Raw genomic sequence first — 22694 nt, 5'->3', positions numbered from 1 at the left:
TGCGGTTAAGAGATTAAATTTTCTTAACTCTTACCGCGTTCATACCTTTCATGCCACGTTCAAGTTCAAATTGAACTTTATCATTTTCAACTATAGTATCTAATAATCCACTTACGTGACAGAAATATTTTTCAGAGTTTTCTGCATCAATAATAAATCCAAAACCTTTAGAGCTATCAAAAAAGGATACTTTTCCTTTACGTATTGGGTCTACTTCTTCGATATCACTATCATCTTTCTTAGGTACACCTAAAACGATGTCTTCAGCTTCTACTTTTATTTTTTCAGATGGATCTGGTGGCGTATCTGTTAAATTACCATATTGGTCTACATAGGCAAATTGAATACCTTGACTGTCTTTAGATTCGGCTTTACGAGCTTCTTTTTTCTTTAATTTTTCTTCACGCTTTTTTTGGCGTGCTTTTTCTTTTTCGATTTTATTGTACGTCTGTTGAGACTTAGCCATAAATTACTACTTGTTTTAAATTGAAGATTATTTTGTTTGAAATGAGTACTTTAACTTAAAGAAAATAAATTTAAGTAAATCATATTTCTACAAATATAATGTAAGTATTTGGATTTGATTAATACAAGACTAAAAACTATTTTAATAAATAGTTAAGAGAATTTTACTTTTTGAAGCGTAATTTGGTTTTGTGAAGAAGAAATTATTCTTTTTTTACTATAATAATAGATCCTTTAACCCCTTTAGCTAGGTTCCAGGTGTTTCCTGCAATGAAATTTTCATCGTCGTCTAAAATTCTAAATTCGGCTGTGTTGGGCCCCGATGTACCTGTGTTTATAGCCTGAAATTCAATTTTATTTAAACCAGGTTGTAATTCTACAGTAATTCCACTAAATCCATTAGTAAGTAGGACGTTGGATTTTATAATATCATCATTAAAATAAACCATTACACGGTCGCCATCAAAAGCTTGATGATCTCTGTAAATAATATTAACTGTTCCAGATTTAGTTTCAAAATCACCAAAGTATTGATCTACTAAACTTCCCACTGCATTTGGATTTGCAGCTTCAGAATCTTGCATTTTTAATTGTTTATTTAAATTGTCTTTATATAATTCAGCTGGATTTGCGAATTTTTTCTTATTAAACATAGAGAACTCCTCTTCTACATTTAAATCTGGGCGTTTAAATACAGTTAATCCGTTTACTTTGTTAGAAGCATCTAACTCATCTGCCGTTGGCGATTCTAATGGTTTTATATTTAAACTTTTAGTTTCGGTAGCTTCACCCGATTCACTTTCAATTGCCGGTATACTTAATGATAACTGCGGTTTATCATCTATTTGAGACCAAACAGATGTTGTGATGCATAAAAAAGCAAATGGTATTAAAACGTGTTTCATTAGGGTGAATTAATCTATTCAAAAATAATTTTTTAATTCTAAACCTAACAACAATCATTCCTAAAAAGTGTTAATATTTAATGTTAATTAAAACCTAATACATAAAAAACATAAAAGTCTGAATACAAATTCAGACTTTTAATGTGTTTTTTAAGATATTTTACAAGTAGGAGACCTGTTATATTTTATGTTCTATTTTTAGTAAAAATGCATATTGTAGAGCTCTTTGTTTATAACGTTCAAATCTTCCTGAAGCTCCTCCATGACCAACCTTCATATTGCAGTCCAGTATTAGTAGATTATCATCTGTTTTCAGTGCTCTTAATTTTGCAACCCATTTAGCAGGTTCCCAATATTGTACTTGACTATCCCAATATCCTGTAGTGACAAGCATATTAGGGTAAGCTTTTGCTTCAACATTATCGTAAGGCGAATACGATTTCATATACTCATAATAGGTTTTATTTTTTGGATTTCCCCACTCATCAAATTCAAATGTTGTTAAGGGAATACTCTCATCTAGCATAGTGGATACTATATCTACAAAAGGAACGGCAGCAATTACACCGTTCCATAATTCTGGTTTCATATTAACAATAGCGCCCATTAATAGACCTCCAGCACTTCCTCCATAAGCATATAAATGGTTAGCACTTGTAAAGCCTTCTGCTATTAAAAATTCTCCACAATCAATAAAATCTGTAAATGTATTTTTCTTTTTTAGTAATTTTCCATTCTCATACCAATCGCGTCCTAATTCTTGTCCGCCACGAATATGAGCAATAGCATATACAAATCCACGTTCTAATAAACTTAAGTTACTGGAACTAAAATACGGATCGGAATTAGCACCATAAGAACCGTACGCATACAAAAGTAAGGGATTAGAACCATTTTTAGCAATCCCCTTTTTATAGACTATAGAAATAGGTATTTGTGTACCATCTGTAGCTGTAGCATAAAGTCGTTCTGAAATATAGTGATCTGGAGAAAAATTAGGATCTAATACGTCTTCTTGTTTTAATAAGACTTGCTCCTTAGTGTCCATATTATAATCGAAAGTACTATTAGGAGTCGTTAAAGAGGTATACCCATATCGTAATATATTGGTATCAAACTCTAAATTAGATGTGGTATAGGCTAAATATGTTGGGTCGTTAAAGGAAATATAGTGCTCGCCTCCACTCCACTTCATCACTCTAATAGTTGGCAAACCTGCTTTTCGTTCGCTAACAACTAAATGATTTTTAAATAAATCGAAATCTTCAATAAGCACATCGTCTCGATGTGGAATGACATCTACCCAATTCGATTTTTCTGTGGCATGGATTGGCGTTTCAACTAATTTAAAGTTTTTAGCGCCATCGTTATTGGTTCTGATATAAAAATGATTAGCATAATGATCGACATAATACTCTAAGTTTTCTGTTCTTGGTTGCACTACCTTCCACGTATCATTTGGTGCATTGGCATCTAAAAATTGGTATTCTGTATATAAAGTATGAAAACTGCCTATAAATATGTAAGCATTAGATTTTGATTTAAAAACAAAACATCTAAAGGTGTCGTCTTTTTCTTCGTAAACCAAAACATCATCGGTTTGTGCCGTTCCTAAAACATGTTTAAATATTTTATTAGAGCGCAGAGTTTCCGGATCTTTGGTGGTGTAAAACACTGTTTTATTATCATTGGCCCAAACCGCGCTTCCTGTAGTATTATCTAATTTATCTTTTAATAGTTTACCTGTATTTAAATCTTTAAAATAAATGGTGTACTGCCGTCTAGAAATAGTATCTATCGCATAAGCCATCAATTCGTTGTTTATACTAACATCTTGACTTCCAATTCCAAAATACGCATGGTTTTTTGCTAATACTGGACCGTTTAAAATAATGTCTTCTTTAGTTTCTCCGAGTTTTTTTCTACAATAATAAGCGTAATCATTTCCAGCTTCATAGCGGGTGTAATAGGAATAACCATTATTGGTAACCGGTACTGAAGCATCATCTTTTTTAATTCTGTTTTTAATTTCCTCAAATAAAACAGTCTGTAGAGAATCTGTGTCGCTCATAACTGCTTTAAGATAGTCGTTTTCAGCGTTTAAATAACCTAATACATCTTGAGTTTGCTGGTCTGGTGTTTCTGCATTTTTTTGTTCATCAGACAATCGCATCCAAAAATAATTATCAATACGCACATCACCATGAGTAATTAAAGTATCTGGCTTAATACTTGCAACAGGTGGTTTTACAGCTAAATCTGGGGTGTTATTTTGCTGTTTTTTGCAACCTATACATAACAGTAAAATAGGTAAAATTAATTTTAGAAACGGTTTCATAGCGATCTACTTTTTAGTTATATGCTAAATATAACTATTTGTTAAACAATATAATATGATTTGTTTTTAAATATTAGTAGAGAGATTTAAAATAACAAATTTGATTAATTTATTAAGATACATTAAATATAGTGGATGAGAACTTTAGTTTCTACTTAAATAATTTTACTTGATAAGAAAACTCTGGGTAATTTAAAAGAAATGCAAAAAGAGACTTGAAATTGTAATAATATCATAAAATTGTTTTCAAAATACTACTATTGTTTTTTGTACATTTGTAGTATTACCCTAGTAAAACTGATATATATGAATAGTATTCCGAGCGTTAACTTAAACGATTTTATTTCTAACGACCCTATAAAAAAACAGCAATTTGTAGACCAAATTGGTAAAGCTTATGAAGAAATTGGTTTTGTAGCTTTAAAAGGTCATTTTCTAAACGAGCAATTAGTTTCTGATTTATATTCAGAAGTTAAAGCCTTTTTTGATTTACAAGCAGAAGTTAAAGCAAAGTACGAGATTGCGGGTATTGGCGGACAACGTGGTTACACTTCTTTTGGGAAAGAGCATGCTAAAGGAAAAAAAGAAGGCGATTTAAAAGAGTTTTGGCATTTTGGACAATATGTTGAAGAAGATGATAAATTAGCTTCGGAATATCCAAATAATGTTACAGTTACAGAATTAAAGAGGTTTAATGATGTTGGGAAAGAAGCTTATAAAATGTTAGAAAAAACAGCACAATATGTGTTACGAGCTTTAGCATTATATTTAAATTTAGACGAAACTTATTTTGATGCGTATATAAAGAATGGTAATTCTATTTTACGTCCTATACACTACCCACCTATTAAAACAGAACCTAAAGAAGCGGTTAGAGCAGCTGCGCATGGAGATATTAATTTAATTACCTTGTTAATGGGGGCGCAAGGTCGTGGTCTTCAAGTACAAAATAATGATGGAGAATGGATTGATGCTATTGCAGAAGCAGACGAATTAATGATTAATGTTGGAGATATGTTATCTAGACATACAAATAACAAATTAAAGTCTACTATACATCGTGTAATTAATCCACCTAAAGAATTATGGGGAACATCTAGATATTCTATTCCGTTTTTTATGCACCCTGTAAGCGATATGAAACTTGATGTTTTAGATAACTGTATTGATGCAGCTCATCCTAAACAATTTGAAGACATTACTGCAGGCGAATTTTTACATGAACGTTTAGTAGAATTAGGTTTAATTAAAGATTAATAATATATATTGTCCTTGCTATGGATTTAAAAGATCAACTTAAAAACCTGTTTCCAGATCACGAAGAAACACCACAGGAACCTTCTAATCACGTCGATTCAAATTTATGGATTCAAGACGACCCCATTATTTGTAAATACGAAAAACGAAAAGGAAAGCCTATTACTATTTTAGAAGGGTATACAGGTGCCACAGAAGATTTTAAAATGCTTGCAAAAGATTTAAAAAAAGAGCTTAGCGTTGGAGGAAGTTTTAAAGACGATAAAATAATTATTCAGGGCGATTATCGAGATAAAATAATGTCTATTTTAAAAGAAAAAGGGTTTAATGTTAAACGTGTAGGAGGATAATATATGGAATCTAAAACCTTACACATTACTAATGGAGGTGCCCTTACTAATTATCTTCTAGAGCTCGAATTTAAAGGCGATATTTTAACATGGCATGAAATGCTATGTGAAGGACCAACCATAGAAAACATAAATTCTAATAAATTTATTGAAGTTAGACAGCAATTTTTACAAGAATTTTATGACATAGAAGCAGACATTCTTAAAGTAAAACAAGATCTAGATATGCTAGATCATAGTGAGCGGTATAATGAAATTATTTTATGGTTTGAATACGATTTATTTTGCCATATAAATCTTATTGCTGTAATTAGTTTATTGCTTCAAAAAAAAATAAAACTACCCGTGTTTTTAGTGTCTAGTGGCCGTATACATGGTGTTAAAGAATTAAAGGGCTTATCTGAATTGAGTTCGTCCCAACTTACAGACCATTATGAAGCTCGTGTAAAATTAACTGAAGAAGATAAAGATTTAGCACGTACTTTATGGCAACTTTACAATGGTAAAGATCATAATTTACTTAAACCCTTTATTGTAAAACACTCTTCTTTTGATTATTTAAGTAATTGTTTAAAAGCACACCTACAGCGTTTTCCCAATTCTGAAAACGGATTAAGTGAACTTGAGCTTAATGTGCTTAAATTAGTAAATTGCAGAGACATACATTCTAGAAATCACTTATTAGGTTATGCCTTAAATTATCAAGGATTTTACGGGTATGGTGATTTACAATTTGAACGTTTAATAGATAGATTGTCAATCTTTTTTATTGAATCTAAAGACAGTTTAAAGTTAAATGAGTCTGGAATAAACGCATTAAATAGCACACAAAACTTTGAAAATCAATTATCTGATAAGATGGTGTATGGCGGTGTAAATAAAAAAGATTTTAATTTCGATATAAAATTAAATAAACTTATAAAATCGAATGATTATGCCAATTAAAGAATCTGAATTAATTTTAAATCCAGATGGTAGTATTTATCATTTAAATTTAAAACCAGAACATATAGCCAACACAATTATATTAGTTGGAGATCAAGATCGAGTAAGTAAAATTACTAAACACTTTGATACTATAGAGTTTTCAATACAAAAACGAGAGTTTAAAACTGAAACAGGCTTTTATAAAGGTAAGCGTATTAGTATTGTTTCTACAGGTATTGGTTGTGATAATATAGATATTGTTTTAAATGAATTAGATGCTTTAGTTAATATTGATTTTAAAACAAGAACACTTAAAACACATTTAACAACACTAAATATTATTAGAGTAGGAACTTCAGGTTCTTTACAAAAAGAAATTCCTGTAGATTCTTTTGCGATTAGTGCGTATGGTTTAGATTTTTCTGGGATGCTTCATTTTTACGATATTGAAAAAATTAGACATACGTCTTTTGAAGAGGCTTTTGTTAAGTTTACAAAATGGAACATTAATAAATCTCAGCCTATTTTGGTGTCCAATAGCAAAACTTTAGAAACTTTATTTTCATCTGAAAAAACCAAATCTGGAGTTACAGCTACTGCTAGCGGTTTTTATGGACCTCAAGGTCGTGTTTTAAGATTAAAAACAGAGGATCCGATACTTAATGATCGTTTACATGATTTTAGTTTTGAAGGACTTAAAATTTCAAATTTCGAAATGGAAACGGCAGCAATCTATGGTTTATCTGCCCTACTTGGCCATAATGCCCTATCTTTAAATGCAATTATCGCAAATCGCGCAACAGGACAATTTAGTAAAAACCCAGGTGCATTAATAGAACGTTTAATAAGTTATACTTTAGATAGAATTTTAGATTTAGGTAATTAATCTAAATTTAATTGATAAGATTAAATCGATTACATAAAAACTAACGTAATTAATTTGCCACGTTAAAAGTAATTCTTAATTTTATCTTAAATTAACCTATTTATATTATGCTCTTAACTATAACGATGATTTTAACATTACTCATTATAATTAATATTTTACTATTAATTTTTAGTTGTAATAAATCAAGTCAAGAAAAGGTTCAAAAATCAGAATCTATTACAAAGTTAAATTCTCAAGGACAAACTACCACTGAATCTCAGCCTGTGTATTATGCAGCAACAGGGAGTTAGTCTTACTAAAGTGATTATTTCCAAACCAATACCCTCTGTTTGCACTCAGAGGTGATGGATGTCCTGATGTAAGGGCGTTGTGCTTAGTTGTATCAATTAATTTTATTTTCTTTTTAGCATACCCGCCCCATAATAAAAAAATAACGTTCTGTTTTTTAGAACTTATTAATGAAATTATCTGATCTGTAAATATTTCCCAACCTTTGTTTTGGTGGCTACCAGCTTCATGTTCACGTACAGTAAGCGTTGCATTTAAAAGTAATATACCTTGTGTTGCCCAGCGATCAAGATTTCCGCTAGCAGGATAAGGTGTGCCTAAATCTGTTTCAATTTCTTTGAAAATATTTTTTAAAGAAGGCGGATGTGGTATGCCATCTGCTACAGAAAAACATAACCCATTGGCTTGTCCCGGTCCGTGATACGGGTCCTGCCCTAATATAACTACTTTTACATCTTTAAAGGCACACGTATTGAATGCGTTAAAAATTTCAGATTTTGGTGGGTAGCACGTATGTAAAGCATATTCATCTTCAACAAAATTCCACAAGGTTTTAAAATAGGGTTTTTCAAATTCAGTTTCTAATAAATCAACCCAATCTGAATTTATATTTTTTTCCATTATTTATATTCTTAAACTTCAAAAGTAAAAATAGTATTACCTTTCCGTATATAAAAAATAAAAAATGTCTTTTATGAAAGCCATTAAATTCCCTACAGCTTTAACTGTTTTATTACTTATAGCGGCAGTTGTTGCTTTGCTAACTTATATTATTCCTGCTGGAAAATACGACAGATTAACTTATAATAAAGAGGCTAATACGTTTACTGAAGTTAAAAAGTCTGAAACAATAGAATTACCTGCAAATCAGGAAACACTTAATCATTTTGACATCAAAATACCAATAGAAAAGTTTACAAATGGAGACATTTGGAAACCAATAAGTATACCAAACACTTATCATACATTAGATGCGCAACCCCAAGGTGTATTGGCCTTTATTCAGTCGCCTATAAAAGGGATTATGGAAGCTATAGATGTTATACTTTTTGTGTTAATTATTGGTGGTTTTATTGGAATTATGAATTTTAGTGGTGCATTTGAAGCAGGAATATCTTCCTTAGCCCAAACTTTAAAAGGTAGAGAGTACATATTAATTATAGTAATTACAATATTAATAGCAATTGGAGGGACAACTTTTGGTTTAGCTGAAGAGACGATAGCCTTCTACCCTATTTTAATTCCTGTATTTTTAGCTGCTAAATACGATGCTATGGTAGCTTTAGCATCCATTTATATTGGTTCTTGTATTGGTACGTTAGCTTCTACTGTAAATCCGTTTTGTACAATCATTGCTTCGGATGCTGCAGGTATAAATTGGACAACAGGTTTAACAACACGTTTAATAGTATTAGCTTTAGGATTGGTAATTTGTTTAGCATACATTATTAGATATGCACAAAAGGTTAAAAAAGACCCTTCTAAATCTATAATTTTCGATCAGAAAACAGAGATTGAGCGTATGTTTCCGATGAAACATTTAAATCCAGAACAACCATTAACTCTAAAATTTAAGGTTATATTAATTTTATTTTTAATGTGTTTTATCGTTATGATTTATGGTGTATCTCAATTAGATTGGTGGTTTTTAGAAATGACTACGGTGTTTTTAGTTGGAGCAATTGTAATAGGAATTATAGCACAAATTAAAGAATCTGTTTTTGTAGATACTTTTATAAAAGGCGCTAACGATTTATTAGGTGTTGCTTTTATTATAGGGATTGCACGTGGAGTAACCGTTTTAATGGAAGACGGACTAATTAGTGATTCGTTATTATTTTACGCGAGTTCACTTACCGAAGGTATGAACAAAGGGTTATTTATTAATGCAATGCTTTATATTTATAGTGCACTTTCGTTTTTTATACCCTCATCTTCAGGCATGGCAGTTCTTACCATGCCAATTATGGCGCCTTTAGCAGATGGCGTTGGTATTGGTCGGGATTTGGTTGTAAATGCATATCAATTTGGAATGGGGCTTTTTGCATTTATAAATCCAACAGGCTTAATTTTGGCATCTCTAGCTATTGTAAAAATTGGTTTTAATAAATGGTTACGTTTTGTAATGCCTTTATTTGCGATACTGTTACTTTTCATCATGATTGTATTAACAATTTCAGTTTATATTTAACGACATTAACTTATTTATTTCCGTAAATTTGCTTCTTTTTAAAAGTTTTAAAATTTAGGATGATAAACATTCACCAGAAGACCTTACAAGATTTAGAGTTTCAAACTGTTTTAGAACAAGTTAGTGAGTACTGTATCACTGCTTTGGGACATCAATCAGCATTAGAAATATTACCATTAAAGCATAAAGAGGACGTGTTGCATGAACTTCAGTTAACACATGAGTACGTATCGTCTTTTTATAATGATAACCGAATTCCTAATCATGGTTTCGATGATATTTCTAAAGAATTAAAACTTCTTAAAATTGAAAACACGTTTTTAGAAGTTCATAGCCTAAAAAAAATTGTAACAATTTCTCAAACGACTAACGAAATTATAGTATTCCTAAAGAAATTTGAAGACTACTACCCTAACTTATATGCGAGTGCGTCACATATAGAAATTACTAAAGTGATTATTGAAAAGATAAATGCTATAGTAGATCGTTTTGGTGAAATAAAAAATAATGCATCACCTTTACTTTACGAGTTAAGGCAGTCTATGAGTAAATTAAAGGGACAGATAAATGCTAGTTTTACTTCGGCTTTAAACATGTATCAAAGTTTTGAATATTTAGATGATATTCGAGAATCCGTAATAGAAAACAAACGTGTTTTGGCAGTAAAAGCCATGTACAGACGTAAGGTTAAGGGCTCCATAATGGGAAGTAGTAAAACTGGAAGTATAGTGTTTATTGAGCCCGAAGCGACTTTAAAATATACACGAGAATTACATAATTTACAGTACGAAGAGAAAGAAGAGATTGTAAAAATTCTTAAAGATTTAACCAATTTTATACGTCCGTTTTTAGGATTACTTCATGATTATCAAGCCTTTTTAATTAAGATAGATCTTATTGCTGCAAAATCACATTATGCAAAATCTATTAATGCAATTTTACCTGAAATTACAGAAGAACGTAGCATGTTTCTTCGCGATGCTTATCACCCATTATTATATTTAACAAATTCTAAACAAGGAAAAACCACCTATCCGCAAACCATAACATTAAACGAAGACAACAGAATTATTGTAATTTCAGGTCCTAATGCAGGAGGAAAAAGTATTACTTTAAAAACAGTTGGACTTTTACAAGTTATGTTGCAAAGTGGTATGCTTATTCCGGTTCATGAACGTAGTAAAACGTATATTTTTGATCGTGTGTTAAGTGATATTGGAGATAATCAATCTATAGAAAATCACTTAAGTACATACAGTTACAGGTTAAAACAAATGAACTATTTTTTAAAAAAGTGTAATAGTAAAACACTGTTTTTAATAGATGAATTTGGTACAGGATCAGACCCTGAACTAGGAGGTGCACTTGCAGAGACATTTTTAGAAGAATTTTATGAACGTGAAGCTTACGGAATTATAACCACCCACTACTCTAACCTAAAAATTTTAGCAAACGAATTGCCGCATATGCAAAACGCAAACATGCAATTCAACAATAAAACCTTAGAACCTATTTTTAAATTGGTTTTAGGACAAGCAGGTAGCTCTTTTACGTTTGAAGTTGCTCAAAAAAATGGCATTCCCTATAGTTTAATTAATAAAGCGAAAAAGAAGATAGAACGCAGTAAAGTGAGATTTGATGCAACTATTGCAAAACTTCAAAAAGAGCGAACCAAATTAGAGAAAACAGAACGTTCGTTAAAAGTAAACGAACAAAAAAAATTGTCTGAAGCAGAAAAATTAGAAGAAATAAATACCAAAATACAGAAAAAACTAGAAAGCTATCAAGAGTTATACGATAGTAACCAACGTTTAATTTATCTGGGACAAAAACTTAATGATATTTCTGAAAAATACTTTGAAAACAAGCGTAAAAAAGACCTGTTTGAAGAGGTGTTTAAGGTCGTACAAATTGAAAACTCTAAACGTAAACGCATCTCTGCTAAACAGAAAAAAATTCAAAAAGCTAAAGAACAAAAAGTAGTTAAAGAGGCTGAAAAAAAAGTAGAAGTTATACGCCAAAAAAAGAAAATAGCAAAACAAAAAGCTATAGAAGCTCCTAAACCTAAAGTTACTTTAAAATTAGGAGATCGCGTGCGTATGATTGATGGTAAAGCCATTGGTACAATTGATACTATAGAAAAAAACAAAGCCATCGTAAATTATGGTATCTTTACTACTAATGTGGATTTGAATCAATTAGAACTCGTAGAAGCTAAAAAATAAACTTAAGTTATTTTAATTTTTGCTATAAATATTATAACTTAAATGAAATATAATGCATTATGAAATATCTCTATTATAACCTACTAATAATAACTTGTATTTCTGTTAATGTATACGCGCAAGACATTAATTACGATACAGATGAAGTTTATAATAATTATACAAATGAAATCTCTTTTGAAGTTCCACAAATATTAAACGCAGTTTATCAACTGTCTTACGAACGCTATATTTGGAAAAATTTCACTGCAAATTTAGGTATAGGATATAAAGGAAAAGAAGGGTTAGTAAAATTATCTGGCTTAGATGGAGAACATATTAAAACCGATGAAATATTTTATACAGGATATCAAATTATTCCTGAAATACGTTACTATTTAAAAAGTACAGCACGAAAACCTTTAATAGGGTTTTACTTTGGAGCCTATTTTAAGTATTCTAACTACAATAGTGATTTTGATGGCGATTATATAAATCAATACGAAGAACATCTTAGCTTTGAATTTGATATGAGCACAAGTGTATCTTCTGTGGGATTAATGTTTGGTTATAAATTACCAATATCTAAACATTTTAATATTGATTTTATGATTGCAGGTCCAGGTGCCGGACATTATAATTTTAAATTTAAAAATTCAAAAGATTTACCTGATGAGTTTTATGATGATTTAAATGAAGCATTAGAAGATTACACGATATTAGATTTAATTAATTCAGATTTTAAATTTTCAAAAGTCAATAGAAGTTCTAAATTTTCGGCCTTTTCTTTTAGGTACGGAATTGCTATTGGATATATGTTTTAATATTAAAATTTATGAAAGGTCTTAATAAACAAGAGAAATTAGTGCTTTTTGATGGTGTATGTAATTTATGCGACTCATCTGTTCAATTTATCATTAAACACGATAAAAAAAACATTTTTAAGTTTACTACGTTACAAGGCGAATCTGCCAAAACTTTAATAACGGCTTTTAAAATAGATACTTCAAAAACAGATTCAATATTATTATACACACCAAAACATCGTTTATATTCTAAATCTACAGCAGCATTAAAGATTGCTTCACAATTAAATTTCCCCATTAATTTGTTAAGTATATTCTTAATTATACCTAAATTTATTAGAGATTATGTTTATGATTTTATAGCAAAAAACAGATACAAATGGTATGGTAAAAAAGAAGCGTGTATGATTCCTACAAAAGCATTAAAAGTTAAATTCCTTGAATAAATACCAACTATTACAAGTTTTTCTTTTAAATAAACATTATACCTTATACATTTGGATTCTATTAATCAATTAATTTACTCAATATTCTTATGAAAAAATCAAATTATTCACTTTTATTGCTAGTCGTTACTTTTGTTTTAAGTAGTTGTTCTAGTGTTAAAGTACTAGATTCTTGGAAAGCAGACAACGCTCCTTCTTTAAAAGAGAAGAACATTTTAGTAATTGCTAGAACAGATAATAAACAAGCTCGTATAGCTTTTGAACAAGCTATTGCTAACCAATTACGTGACAGTGATTTTAAAGCAACAGAGAGCTTTAAAGAGTTACCAAATATCGATCCTGATAAAAAGTTAGATGAAGCACAAACTAAAACCTTAGTAGAAACAATTAAAAGAGAAGGATACCATGGTGTAGTGTTGAGTGTAGTTAAAGATTATTCTGAAGCTACTAGAACGTCTACAGATGGTGGATATTATGCAGGGGCGTCTTATGGTGCATTTTACCCAGGTTACTACGGTGGTTTTTATGGGTACTATAGTCACCCAATGACTTATGTAAGTACAGGAAGTTATATGCCAATGACAACAACAACAACTACGGTTAAAACATTTGTAATAGAAACTGTAGCTTATAATTTAGATGAAGAAGATGGTAAACAACTTGTTAGTGTTGTAACTTCTAGTTTAGAAAACCCTTCTAATCTTACTGATAATGCAGAAGAGTATGCTAAAAAAATCAAGAAAGCTTTAAAAAACTAAAAGTTTTACTCTATTATAAAAAAGCCTCATAATATTTATGAGGTTTTTTTTATGGGGTTTATTTAATTGGCTTTAAGCAAATCGTTTAAAACATTTTTAAATACAGCAATGGGTTGTGCTCCTGTTACAGCACTTGTTCTGTTAAATACTATAGTAGGAACAGAATTTACTCCCATACTTTGCCAGTAAACTTCTTTACTCTTCACTTCTTTTCTCATGCTTTCGTTATCTAATAAAAGCATGCCTTCTTCAGCATTTAATCCGACATCTAATAAAGCTTGTTTTAAAATATCTCTGTCCGATACATCTTTTCTTTCACTAAAATAAGACGCAGTAAGTCTCATCTTTAATGCTGTTTGTTTATTAAAAGATTTAGCGTATTCTAATAGAATATGGGCTTCAAATGTGTTAACTATACGCATATCTTCAAAATAATCAAAAGTAAAATCTAGTTCTTCTCCAGCATCAGCCATACGTTGTTGTGATTCTTTTTGCTGCTCTAAACTCGAACCATATTTTTCTTCTATATGATCTTGAATAAGCTGACCTTCTTTGGGCATGTTAGGATTTAATTCGAAAGGTTGCCATTCTATAGTTACCTGATCTTCTATACCTAATTCAGAAATGGCTTTTTCTAAACGTTTAAAGCCAATGGTACACCACGGGCAAACCACGTCTGAAACAATATCTATCTTTAATTTTTCTTTCATCATAATTAATGCTTTTTGTTACCATTTTTGTAATTCTCATTTACCAATATTTTAAAATAATATTGAAAATTTTAATCCTATTAAAAATATGTAAATTAGTATATTCTAAATTGATACATACTTCTATTTTTTGAGGATATGATTTTAAATTACAAACAACTGTATTTATAATACAAATCTAAACATTCGTTTAGTTATAGTGAAGTATTTAACGTTTTATTAGGTGAAATTGTATGTGCATTTTTTTGAAATTACATAAAGTATAATATTAAAAGCCTCTATTTAAAATATTTAAATAGAGGCTTTTATGAATGTAATGATAAAAATTAAATATAAGTTAAAGCTAATGTTTAATTTGTTTTATAATTGTCGTCCCAATCTTTAACTTTAGGATCATGTAGTCGCCCTTCTGAATTAGCAACGAGCATTGAAACTGCTGCATCGCCAGTAATATTTACTGTGGTTCTACACATATCAAGAGGTCTATCTACAGCAAATATTAAAGCTAAACCGGCTTCAGGTATTCCTGCTTGTGCTAAAACAATTACGAGCATAACCATACCAGCTCCTGGTACAGCAGCACTACCAATAGATGACAACGTAGCTGTTGCTATAATCCCTAATTGCGCTCCTAAACTTAATTCAATACCAAATGCCTGTGCTATAAAAACTGCAGCTATAGCCTGATATAAACTTGTACCGTCCATGTTAATTGTTGCTCCTATGGGTAAAACAAAACTAGCAACTTCTTCGTCTACACCCAAGTGTTCTTCAACACGTTCCATAGTTAAGGGTAACGTAGCAGCACTACTGCTTGTTGAAAATGCTAATAATTGAGCTGGAGAAATTCCGTTAAAAAAGAATTTAGGCGTTTTTTTAGTAAATAGATAAACAATTAAAGAGTACACAATCATCATAATTGCTAATCCTAAAACCACACTAAATGCATACCAACCTAAGGCTTTAAAAAGATCTGCACTTGGAGCTTCTACCACTAATGCTGCGAGTAATGCAAATACACCATAAGGTGCAGCAAGCATTATAATATCAATAAGTTTTAAAATCACTTCATTAAAACCATCAAAAAAATCTTTTACCGGTTTTGCTTGTTCTTCTGGTATTAAGATTAATCCAATACCAAAGAATATTGCAAAGAAAATAACTTGAAGCATGTTTCCGTTGTCTGAAGCAGCTTGAAAAATATTACTAGGTACAATATCTTCTAGAGCTTGTAAAGGACCGGCTTGTTTCTGTTTTTCTGCTTGTGCAATTCTTGAGTCTGCATCGCTTTTATAATTTTCAACAAGTTGGGCTCTTGTCTCTTCTGATATTGAATGTCCAGGTTTAATAATATTTACCAAAGCAAGACCAATACATACAGCAATTACCGTAGTTATTAAATAGGTACCTATTGTTTTTCCTCCCATTTTAGAGAGCTTAGAAATATCTTTTAAATCGGAAACTCCTTTTATTAATGAAGCCAGTATTAATGGGACAGCTATTAATTTTAATGCATTTATAAATATATTTCCAAAGGGCTTAATCCATTTTGCGATAAAAGTTGCTCCCCATTCAAATTGATTCATTAATAAGGCAAATACCACCCCTAAAACCATTCCTAATAATATTTGCCAATGCAATGCAAGTTTCTTCATAGTGTAATTTTCGTACGTTTTTTTAAAATAATTGGTTAAGTTAGATGTTTGCTAAAAATAATAAAAGGTTTTGTATTAGAATTTAACCGATGATACTATCGATTTATGAATTCGAATAAAAAACCTTTTAAAATTTATGTTTTTAATTTATTGATAGACTTTATCTAATAATAAATAATCGGCTATTACTAATGCAGCCATTGCTTCTACAATAGGTACGGCTCGTGGTACAACACAAGGATCGTGTCTGCCTTTCCCATCCATTTTAACACTATTACCAGCTTTGTCTATTGTGTCTTGTGTTTGCATTATAGTTGCAACGGGTTTAAAGGCTACTCTAAAATAGATATCCATCCCATTACTTATACCGCCTTGTATACCGCCAGAAAGATTTGTTTTTGTTGTGCCATCAGTGTTATATAAATCATTATGTTCACTTCCTTTCATTTTTGCACCACAAAATCCGCTACCGTATTCAAACCCCTTTACAGCATTAATAGATAACATGGCCTTACCTAATTCTGCATGTAACTTATCAAATACAGGCTCTCCTAAACCTAAAGGAACATTTTTAATGACGCACGTTACGGTACCACCAATGGTGTCTCCTGCTTTTCTAATTTCTTTTATTTTAGAAATCATTTTATCTGCAGTTTCTGTATCCGGACAACGCACAATATTACTTTCAATAGCACTAAAGTCTATATCTTGATAAGGTTTTTCCATAAATATATCGCCAACAGACGAAGTAAAAGCATGAAATTCTATACCTTTTAAAACCTGTTTTGCAATAGCTCCAGCCACAACGCGACAGGCTGTTTCTCTTGCAGAACTACGGCCTCCGCCTCTATAATCGCGAATACCATATTTTTTTTCGTAAACGTAATCTGCATGCGACGGACGAAATGAATCTTTTATATGCGAGTAATCGTGAGATTTCTGATTTGAATTTTCTATAATAAACCCAATAGAAGTTCCTGTAGTTTTACCTTCAAAAATACCTGATAAAAATTTAACTTCATCGGGTTCTTTACGTTGTGTAACAATAGCCGATTGCCCAGGTTTTCTGCGGTTCATTTCGGTTTGTATGGCATCTAAATCTAAAGTAATCCCCGAAGGGCATCCATCTATAACACCTCCTAGAGCCATACCATGAGACTCTCCAAAAGTGGTTAGTTTAAATAATTTTCCAAAGGAATTTCCTGCCATAACTAATACTATTTTTTTGCTAATTTAAATGTATTATTACGAAAAATAAAATAGAAAGTGATGAATAGTTAAATAAAATGAAATTAGTGTAGTAACAATAACTTTACAAAAAACTATTTATTAATTAATTAGGAGTTTAAGATTAAGTAACATGTGTTTAGGATTTTTGTATAAATAATCTATAAATCCCCTATTTTATTGAAAATTAAAAGAAAAATTGAAGTCGCAGTTGTTTCTGATGTTCATTTAGGAACTTTTGGTTGTCATGCCAAAGAACTTTATGCTTATTTGAATAGTATAGATCCTAAAAAACTTATTCTTAATGGTGATATTATTGATGTTTGGCAATTTAGCAAACGTTATTTTCCTAAATCACATATGCAAGTTATAAAAAAGATAATGGATATGGCCTCTGATGGTGTTGAAGTGATTTACATAACGGGTAATCATGATGAGATGCTTAGACGATTTAGCGATTCTAGTATAGGTAATTTCTCGATAGTAGATAAATATATTACTGAATTAAATGGAAAAAGTGCTTGGTTTTTTCATGGTGATATTTTTGATGTGTCTATTCAGAATGCAAAATGGTTAGCTAAACTTGGCGGTTATGGTTACGATTTTTTAATTCTTATTAATCAAGTTGTAAATTGGGGATTAGATAAGATGGGACGAGAAAAATACTCCATATCAAAACGCATAAAAAATGGTGTAAAAGGCGCTGTTAAATATATAAATGATTTTGAAACCGTTGCTACAGATTTGGCTATAGAACAAGGATACGACTATGTGATTTGCGGACATATACATCAGCCAAAAATGTTAATTAAAGAAAATAAATACGGCAAGACAATGTATTTAAATTCAGGGGATTGGGTTGAGAATTTTACAGCGCTTGAATATCAATTTAAACGTTGGAAAATTTACAATTACAATCATGATAAACTATCCCCCTTTTTTGTTGATGAAGACATAAAAGATATGGAGATGAAAGATTTAATTGCTGCAATAACAATTGTAGATAAAAATAAAAAGAAAGACAAAAAAGATAAGAAAAATAAAAAGAATTCTCTAGAGTAACGCTTGTCTTAATATAGTTACTGGATGCAAAGCTTCCTTATGTGTACCATCTTTAATTTGGTGTCTACAGCTGGTGCCATTTGCAGCAATAATTACATCTGGCTTTGCTTTTCTTACCGCTGGAAATAAGGTTTGTTCTCCAACAGCCATACTTACTTTATAATGTTCTTTTTCATAACCAAAACTTCCGGCCATACCGCAACAACCACTAGGTATTATTGTAGCTGTATATCCTTTAGGAAGGTTTAATAATTTAAAGGTTGATAATTGATTACTCATAGCCTTTTGGTGACAATGTGAGTGAATTTTTATAGTTTGATGAAGTGTATGAAATTGATTTGAACTTATATGTCCTTTTTTAAGTTCTGAATGCAAGAAATCTTCAATTAAATAAGTGTGTTTTGCAATTTGTTTTGCTGCCTCTTTATCTTCCGCAAGCATTATATATTCATCTTTAAAAGTAAATATAGCAGAAGGCTCTACACCAATTAAAGGCGTATTTTCTGTGATTAAATTTTTAAATATGTTTACGTTTTTAGTCGCACAATCTTTAGCCTGATCAAGAAACCCTTTAGATATAAATGCACGTCCAGATTCTTCATGTTTTACAAATTTAAGTTCGTAGTTTAAGCCTTGTAATAAAGCAATTGCATCTAAACCAATTTTTGTGTCTAACAAATTTGTAAATTCATCTACAAAGAAATAAAGTGTTTTTATTTTATTTCTAATAACTTTATTTTCAATTGTTTTAATGTGTTTATTTAAACTCTTACAGGAGACTAATGGCATGCTTCGTTCTGCAGCTATACCAAAGGCATTTTTAATAATACTTGAAGTAAATTTTGTTTTAAAAAAGAAATTACTCAAGCCTGAAACATGAGTTGTTAACTCATTAGCTTTATTATTATAAGCAAATACTTTAGCGCGTAAACTAAATCCGTTTTCTTTTTGATATTGATATAAAAACTCAGACTTCATGGTTGAAATATCCACCGTACTTGGACACTCGTTTAAACACGCTTTACAGCTTAAACACAAGTCTAAAACAGATTTTAATTCTTTATGATTAAACGGGTTTTTACCCGCTTCGGTATTCGTTAAGAATTCACGCAAAGCATTTGCTCTGGCTCTGGTAGTATCTTTTTCGTTTTTTGTAGCACGATAACTAGGACACATAGTTCCGCCTAACTCTGAAGGTTTTCTACAATCTCCACTCCCATTACATTTTTCAGCTTGTCTAAGTATACCTTGAGAGGCCGAAAAATCCATTAAAGTTTTAATTTCAGGTTCCTTTCTATCTGCTACATAACGTAAGGCTTCGTCCATAGGAAATGCGTCTACAATCTTTCCGGCATTAAAAATAGTATTGGGGTCAAAAACTGTTTTAATTCGCTTTACTATCTTGTAATTACTCTCGCCAATCATAAGCGGAATAAATTCTGCACGCACTATACCATCTCCATGTTCACCAGACATAGAGCCTCCATATTTTTTTACTAAATGTGCCACGTCAGTTGTAATTTTTCTAAACATTATAACATCTTCACTCAACTTAAGATTAAGTACCGGTCGTAAATGTAATTCACCTGCTCCAGCATGTGCGTAGTAAATGGCTTTTTGGTTGTAGGCTTTCATTAATGCAGTAAACTCATTAATATAATTAGCAAAATCTGGTAAAGCAACAGCAGTATCTTCTATACAAGCGGCGGATTTTTTATCGCCTATTATGTTTCCTAATAAACCCAAACCTGCTTTTCTTAACTCAATAGCTTTATCTATGTCGTCATCCATTAAAATTACATTAGCATAACTAAGTCCTTCCTGATCAAGAGCACTAACTAAAGCTTTTGCTTGTAATAAGACATCGGCTTTATCGTTACTCTTTAATTCACACATTAAAATAGCTTCTGGATCGCCAACAACAAACTGTCTATTTTCTTGTTGTTTTAGGTTGTTTTTAGTGCAATCTAAAATTATTTTATCCATCATTTCGCACAAATATAATTTATGCTGCATACATGTTGTAGTTGCTGTGAGTGCATCTTCTATACTATTAAAATGAGCCGCAACCATTACACGTTCTGTAGGAGGTAAAACATCTAAATGTAAAGTAATCTCTGTGGTAAAGGCCAATGTACCTTCACTACCCGATAATAAATTACACATATTAAATGGCTTTGAAGATTCGTTAAAAACTTCAGAATCTATTAATTTATCTAATGCATATCCAGTATTTCTGCGGTGAATTTCTGGCTTTGGAAATTCTTTATGTATTTGAGCTCTTACCGTTTCAGATTGTAATTCTGTATAAATAGTTTTGTAAATAGCGCCTTCAAGGCTTTTTAAATTTATTTTCTCTTGAAATTCTTTTGGAGTTAAATCACCGAAAACAGCTTCGCTACCATCACTTAAAAGGGTTTTTAATTGTAATACTTTATCGCGGGTTACACCATATTGTATAGATGTTGTTCCAGAAGAATTATTACCTACCATACCGCCAATCATACAACGGTTAGATGTAGAAGTGTCTGGTGCAAAAAAAAGGCCGTAGGGTTTTAAATGTAAATTTAAATAATCTCTTACAACACCTGGCTGCAAGGTTACCGTTCTAGCATCTTTATTAACCGAAATAATTTTTGTAAAATGTTTAGATACATCTACAACAATACCATCACCTACACATTGTCCTGCTAAAGATGTTCCTGCAGTTCTTGGAATAAGTGTTATATGGTTGGTGTTGGCAAAAGCTATTAACGTTTTAAGATCTGCTTCATGCTTGGGGTAAGCAATCGCTAAAGGTAATCGTCTATACACCGATGCGTCTGTGGCGTATATTGATTTCATTAAATCGTCGTAAAATAATTCGCCATCTAAGTCTTGTTGTAATGGCTTTAAATTGATAGCTGTTGCAGTTGTCATAGGGGAATGAAGTAAGAAAGTCTTATTTATGCGGAATAAATGTAAATATTGTTGATACAAGAAACAACGGAATTAACTTAAAAAGGGGAATTAACTAAAAAACGCTTCAGAATAATATATATACTGAAGCGTTTTTATGAAATTTTTAAAAGATTACGATAATAATTGCAAACTTTTTTCAAGTGTTTCTTTATATAGTTTTTCGTATTGAGGCACGATTTTATGTATATCGAATATATACGATCGTTCTTTAGCATTTTGTTTAAACTGTTTTAAACGATCGCTATCACTCAATATATGTATAGCATTAGCACTCATTTCTTCAACATTGCCAACATCACTTAAAAACCCTGTTATACCATGTACATTAACTTCTGGAATCCCTCCGGTATTACTAGAAATTACCGGAACACCAGACGCCATGGCTTCTAAAGCAGCTAAACCAAAACTTTCTGTTTCAGAGGGTAATAAAAACAAATCGCTAAAACATAAAATTTTATCTATTTCATTACTTTTTCCAAAGAATACCACTTTTTCAGTAATTCCTAATTCATCACATAAATTTTCGGCAGCTTCTTTATCTGGTCCTTCTCCAATTAACATGAGTTTAGCAGGAATTTTTTCTTGAATTTTATAGAAGATTTTTATAACATCCAAAATGCGTTTTACGGGTCTTAGATTACTAATATGGGTAATGATTTTTTCGTTATCAGGAGCCATCATACCTCGCTGGCAATCGGTAAATGCATGTTTGTATTTCTCTATATCTATAAAGTTAGTTATTACGTTTATGTCTTTTTTTATATTAAATAATCTAAACGTATCTTCTTTTAAGCTTTCAGAAACAGATGTAACAGCATCTGACATATTGATGCTAAAAGATACAGCAGGTTTGTAGTACGGATGACTGCCTACTAAAGTAATATCTGTACCATGAAGTGTAGTAACTACCGGTATATAAATCCCTTCCTGTTCAAGCATTTTTTTAGCCATAAATGCGGCATATGCATGAGGGATAGCATAGTGAACATGCAAGATTTCTATTTTATGAAGTTTAACCATATCTACCATTTTACTAGATAAAGCCAACTCATAAGGCTGATAGTGAAACAAAGGATATTCGGGAACCTTTACTTCGTGAAAATGTACTTTATTACTTAATAAATCTAGCCGTACTGGCTGGTTATAAGTGATAAAATGAATTTCGTGTCCGCGTTTAGCTAACTCTAAACCCAATTCTGTGGCCACTACGCCGCTTCCTCCAAATGTAGGATAACAATTTATTCCTATGCGCATC

General features: G+C 31.1%; 19 protein-coding genes. 10 read left to right on the top strand and 9 right to left on the bottom strand.

The genetic code is table 11. The features are described 5' to 3' along the window. Positions 1–13: 13 nt before the first annotated feature. From FNB79_RS12995 to FNB79_RS12985, 3 genes are all read right to left on the bottom strand, one after another. Positions 14–466 carry a cold-shock protein gene (locus FNB79_RS12995; protein ID WP_143381718.1) on the bottom strand — a complete coding sequence of 151 codons (453 nt, stop codon included), beginning with the start codon at positions 464–466 and terminating at the stop codon, positions 14–16. Between the two features lie 202 nt (positions 467–668). Next, on the bottom strand, positions 669–1370 hold the full coding sequence (locus FNB79_RS12990; RefSeq protein ID WP_143381717.1) for a hypothetical protein: 702 nt from the start codon (positions 1368–1370) through the stop codon (positions 669–671). A 178-nt stretch (positions 1371–1548) separates the two neighbouring features. Continuing rightward, positions 1549–3708, bottom strand: coding sequence for a S9 family peptidase (locus FNB79_RS12985; protein ID WP_143381716.1), 2160 nt, complete (start codon positions 3706–3708; stop codon positions 1549–1551). A gap of 306 nt (positions 3709–4014) precedes the next feature. On the opposite strand from FNB79_RS12985, the gene FNB79_RS12980 reads away from it, so the two are divergent. From FNB79_RS12980 to FNB79_RS12965, 4 genes are read left to right on the top strand one after another with little or no spacing between them, the layout of a single operon-like run. After that, entirely contained in the window at positions 4015–4965 is a 951-nt protein-coding gene (locus FNB79_RS12980; protein ID WP_143381715.1) for an isopenicillin N synthase family dioxygenase, read from the top strand. 20 nt (positions 4966–4985) lie between these two features. Further along, positions 4986–5315: a translation initiation factor gene (locus tag FNB79_RS12975; RefSeq protein WP_143381714.1), complete on the top strand. Its 330-nt coding sequence runs from the start codon at positions 4986–4988 to the stop codon at positions 5313–5315. Between the two features lie 3 nt (positions 5316–5318). Continuing rightward, positions 5319–6260 (top strand): DUF1835 domain-containing protein, encoded by a 942-nt coding sequence (locus FNB79_RS12970; protein WP_143381713.1) that lies wholly within the window; start codon positions 5319–5321, stop codon positions 6258–6260. Then, the gene (locus FNB79_RS12965) at positions 6250–7128 is read left to right on the top strand and encodes a nucleoside phosphorylase (protein ID WP_143381712.1); all 879 of its coding nucleotides are present in this window, start codon (positions 6250–6252) and stop codon (positions 7126–7128) included. The genes FNB79_RS12970 and FNB79_RS12965 overlap by 11 nt, the downstream gene beginning before the upstream one ends. 246 nt (positions 7129–7374) lie before the next feature. Here the strand turns inward: FNB79_RS12965 and FNB79_RS12960 are convergent, their stop codons facing one another. Further along, positions 7375–8040: a uracil-DNA glycosylase gene (locus FNB79_RS12960; protein WP_143381711.1), complete on the bottom strand. Its 666-nt coding sequence runs from the start codon at positions 8038–8040 to the stop codon at positions 7375–7377. 73 nt (positions 8041–8113) lie between these two features. Here FNB79_RS12960 and FNB79_RS12955 point away from each other — a divergent pair, with 73 nt between their 5' ends. From FNB79_RS12955 to FNB79_RS12935, 5 genes are all read left to right on the top strand, one after another. Next, positions 8114–9610, top strand: a complete 1497-nt coding sequence (locus tag FNB79_RS12955; protein ID WP_143381710.1) for a YfcC family protein — start codon at positions 8114–8116, stop codon at positions 9608–9610. Positions 9611–9669: 59 nt separating this feature from the next. Then, a complete protein-coding gene (locus tag FNB79_RS12950) occupies positions 9670–11835 on the top strand; it encodes an endonuclease MutS2 (RefSeq protein WP_143381709.1) in 2166 nt (721 codons plus the stop codon). Between the two features lie 59 nt (positions 11836–11894). Next, on the top strand, positions 11895–12638 hold the full coding sequence (locus tag FNB79_RS12945) for a DUF3575 domain-containing protein (protein WP_143381708.1): 744 nt from the start codon (positions 11895–11897) through the stop codon (positions 12636–12638). 11 nt (positions 12639–12649) lie between these two features. Beyond that, positions 12650–13066, top strand: a complete 417-nt coding sequence (locus FNB79_RS12940) for a thiol-disulfide oxidoreductase DCC family protein (protein ID WP_143381707.1) — start codon at positions 12650–12652, stop codon at positions 13064–13066. 89 nt (positions 13067–13155) lie between these two features. Then, a complete protein-coding gene (locus FNB79_RS12935) occupies positions 13156–13824 on the top strand; it encodes a hypothetical protein (protein WP_143381706.1) in 669 nt (222 codons plus the stop codon). Positions 13825–13886: 62 nt separating this feature from the next. Here the strand turns inward: FNB79_RS12935 and FNB79_RS12930 are convergent, their stop codons facing one another. The 3 genes from FNB79_RS12930 to aroC all read right to left on the bottom strand — a co-directional run bounded on the left by FNB79_RS12930 (position 13887) and on the right by aroC (position 17398). Beyond that, complete coding sequence (locus FNB79_RS12930) at positions 13887–14534, bottom strand: DsbA family oxidoreductase (protein ID WP_143382632.1); 648 nt, start codon at positions 14532–14534, stop codon at positions 13887–13889. Positions 14535–14884: 350 nt separating this feature from the next. Then, complete coding sequence (locus tag FNB79_RS12925; protein ID WP_143381705.1) at positions 14885–16189, bottom strand: dicarboxylate/amino acid:cation symporter; 1305 nt, start codon at positions 16187–16189, stop codon at positions 14885–14887. 147 nt (positions 16190–16336) lie between these two features. Beyond that, positions 16337–17398, bottom strand: a complete 1062-nt coding sequence (gene aroC, locus FNB79_RS12920) for a chorismate synthase (RefSeq protein WP_143381704.1) — start codon at positions 17396–17398, stop codon at positions 16337–16339. A gap of 198 nt (positions 17399–17596) precedes the next feature. On the opposite strand from aroC, the gene FNB79_RS12915 reads away from it, so the two are divergent. Then, the gene (locus FNB79_RS12915; protein ID WP_143381703.1) at positions 17597–18478 is read left to right on the top strand and encodes a UDP-2,3-diacylglucosamine diphosphatase; all 882 of its coding nucleotides are present in this window, start codon (positions 17597–17599) and stop codon (positions 18476–18478) included. Here the strand turns inward: FNB79_RS12915 and FNB79_RS12910 are convergent. Both FNB79_RS12910 and bshA read right to left on the bottom strand, forming a co-directional pair. Continuing rightward, positions 18470–21397 (bottom strand): FAD-binding and (Fe-S)-binding domain-containing protein, encoded by a 2928-nt coding sequence (locus FNB79_RS12910; protein ID WP_143381702.1) that lies wholly within the window; start codon positions 21395–21397, stop codon positions 18470–18472. The two genes, FNB79_RS12915 and FNB79_RS12910, sit on opposite strands and share 9 nt — an antisense overlap. 153 nt (positions 21398–21550) lie before the next feature. Then, the gene (bshA, locus tag FNB79_RS12905; RefSeq protein WP_143381701.1) at positions 21551–22693 is read right to left on the bottom strand and encodes an N-acetyl-alpha-D-glucosaminyl L-malate synthase BshA; all 1143 of its coding nucleotides are present in this window, start codon (positions 22691–22693) and stop codon (positions 21551–21553) included. Position 22694 lies beyond the last annotated feature (1 nt).

The sequence above is a fragment of the Formosa sediminum genome (assembly GCF_007197735.1).
Taxonomy (GTDB): domain Bacteria; phylum Bacteroidota; class Bacteroidia; order Flavobacteriales; family Flavobacteriaceae; genus Formosa; species Formosa sediminum.
Note: the sequence above shows the minus strand (reverse complement) of the source record. Positions and strands in the feature narration are given on the sequence as shown.

Excerpts from the sequence above, each read along its gene's own strand:
- FNB79_RS12995 (WP_143381718.1), bottom strand. The coding sequence starts at position 466 with ATGGCTAAGTCTCAACAGACGTACAATAAAATCGAAAAAGAAAAAGCA.
- FNB79_RS12990 (WP_143381717.1), bottom strand. The coding sequence starts at position 1,370 with ATGAAACACGTTTTAATACCATTTGCTTTTTTATGCATCACAACATCT.
- FNB79_RS12985 (WP_143381716.1), bottom strand. The coding sequence starts at position 3,708 with ATGAAACCGTTTCTAAAATTAATTTTACCTATTTTACTGTTATGTATA.
- FNB79_RS12980 (WP_143381715.1), top strand. The coding sequence starts at position 4,015 with ATGAATAGTATTCCGAGCGTTAACTTAAACGATTTTATTTCTAACGAC.
- FNB79_RS12975 (WP_143381714.1), top strand. The coding sequence starts at position 4,986 with ATGGATTTAAAAGATCAACTTAAAAACCTGTTTCCAGATCACGAAGAA.
- FNB79_RS12970 (WP_143381713.1), top strand. The coding sequence starts at position 5,319 with ATGGAATCTAAAACCTTACACATTACTAATGGAGGTGCCCTTACTAAT.
- FNB79_RS12965 (WP_143381712.1), top strand. The coding sequence starts at position 6,250 with ATGCCAATTAAAGAATCTGAATTAATTTTAAATCCAGATGGTAGTATT.
- FNB79_RS12960 (WP_143381711.1), bottom strand. The coding sequence starts at position 8,040 with ATGGAAAAAAATATAAATTCAGATTGGGTTGATTTATTAGAAACTGAA.
- FNB79_RS12955 (WP_143381710.1), top strand. The coding sequence starts at position 8,114 with ATGAAAGCCATTAAATTCCCTACAGCTTTAACTGTTTTATTACTTATA.
- FNB79_RS12950 (WP_143381709.1), top strand. The coding sequence starts at position 9,670 with ATGATAAACATTCACCAGAAGACCTTACAAGATTTAGAGTTTCAAACT.
- FNB79_RS12945 (WP_143381708.1), top strand. The coding sequence starts at position 11,895 with ATGAAATATCTCTATTATAACCTACTAATAATAACTTGTATTTCTGTT.
- FNB79_RS12940 (WP_143381707.1), top strand. The coding sequence starts at position 12,650 with ATGAAAGGTCTTAATAAACAAGAGAAATTAGTGCTTTTTGATGGTGTA.
- FNB79_RS12935 (WP_143381706.1), top strand. The coding sequence starts at position 13,156 with ATGAAAAAATCAAATTATTCACTTTTATTGCTAGTCGTTACTTTTGTT.
- FNB79_RS12930 (WP_143382632.1), bottom strand. The coding sequence starts at position 14,534 with ATGAAAGAAAAATTAAAGATAGATATTGTTTCAGACGTGGTTTGCCCG.
- FNB79_RS12925 (WP_143381705.1), bottom strand. The coding sequence starts at position 16,189 with ATGAAGAAACTTGCATTGCATTGGCAAATATTATTAGGAATGGTTTTA.
- aroC (WP_143381704.1), bottom strand. The coding sequence starts at position 17,398 with ATGGCAGGAAATTCCTTTGGAAAATTATTTAAACTAACCACTTTTGGA.
- FNB79_RS12910 (WP_143381702.1), bottom strand. The coding sequence starts at position 21,397 with ATGACAACTGCAACAGCTATCAATTTAAAGCCATTACAACAAGACTTA.
- bshA (WP_143381701.1), bottom strand. The coding sequence starts at position 22,693 with ATGCGCATAGGAATAAATTGTTATCCTACATTTGGAGGAAGCGGCGTA.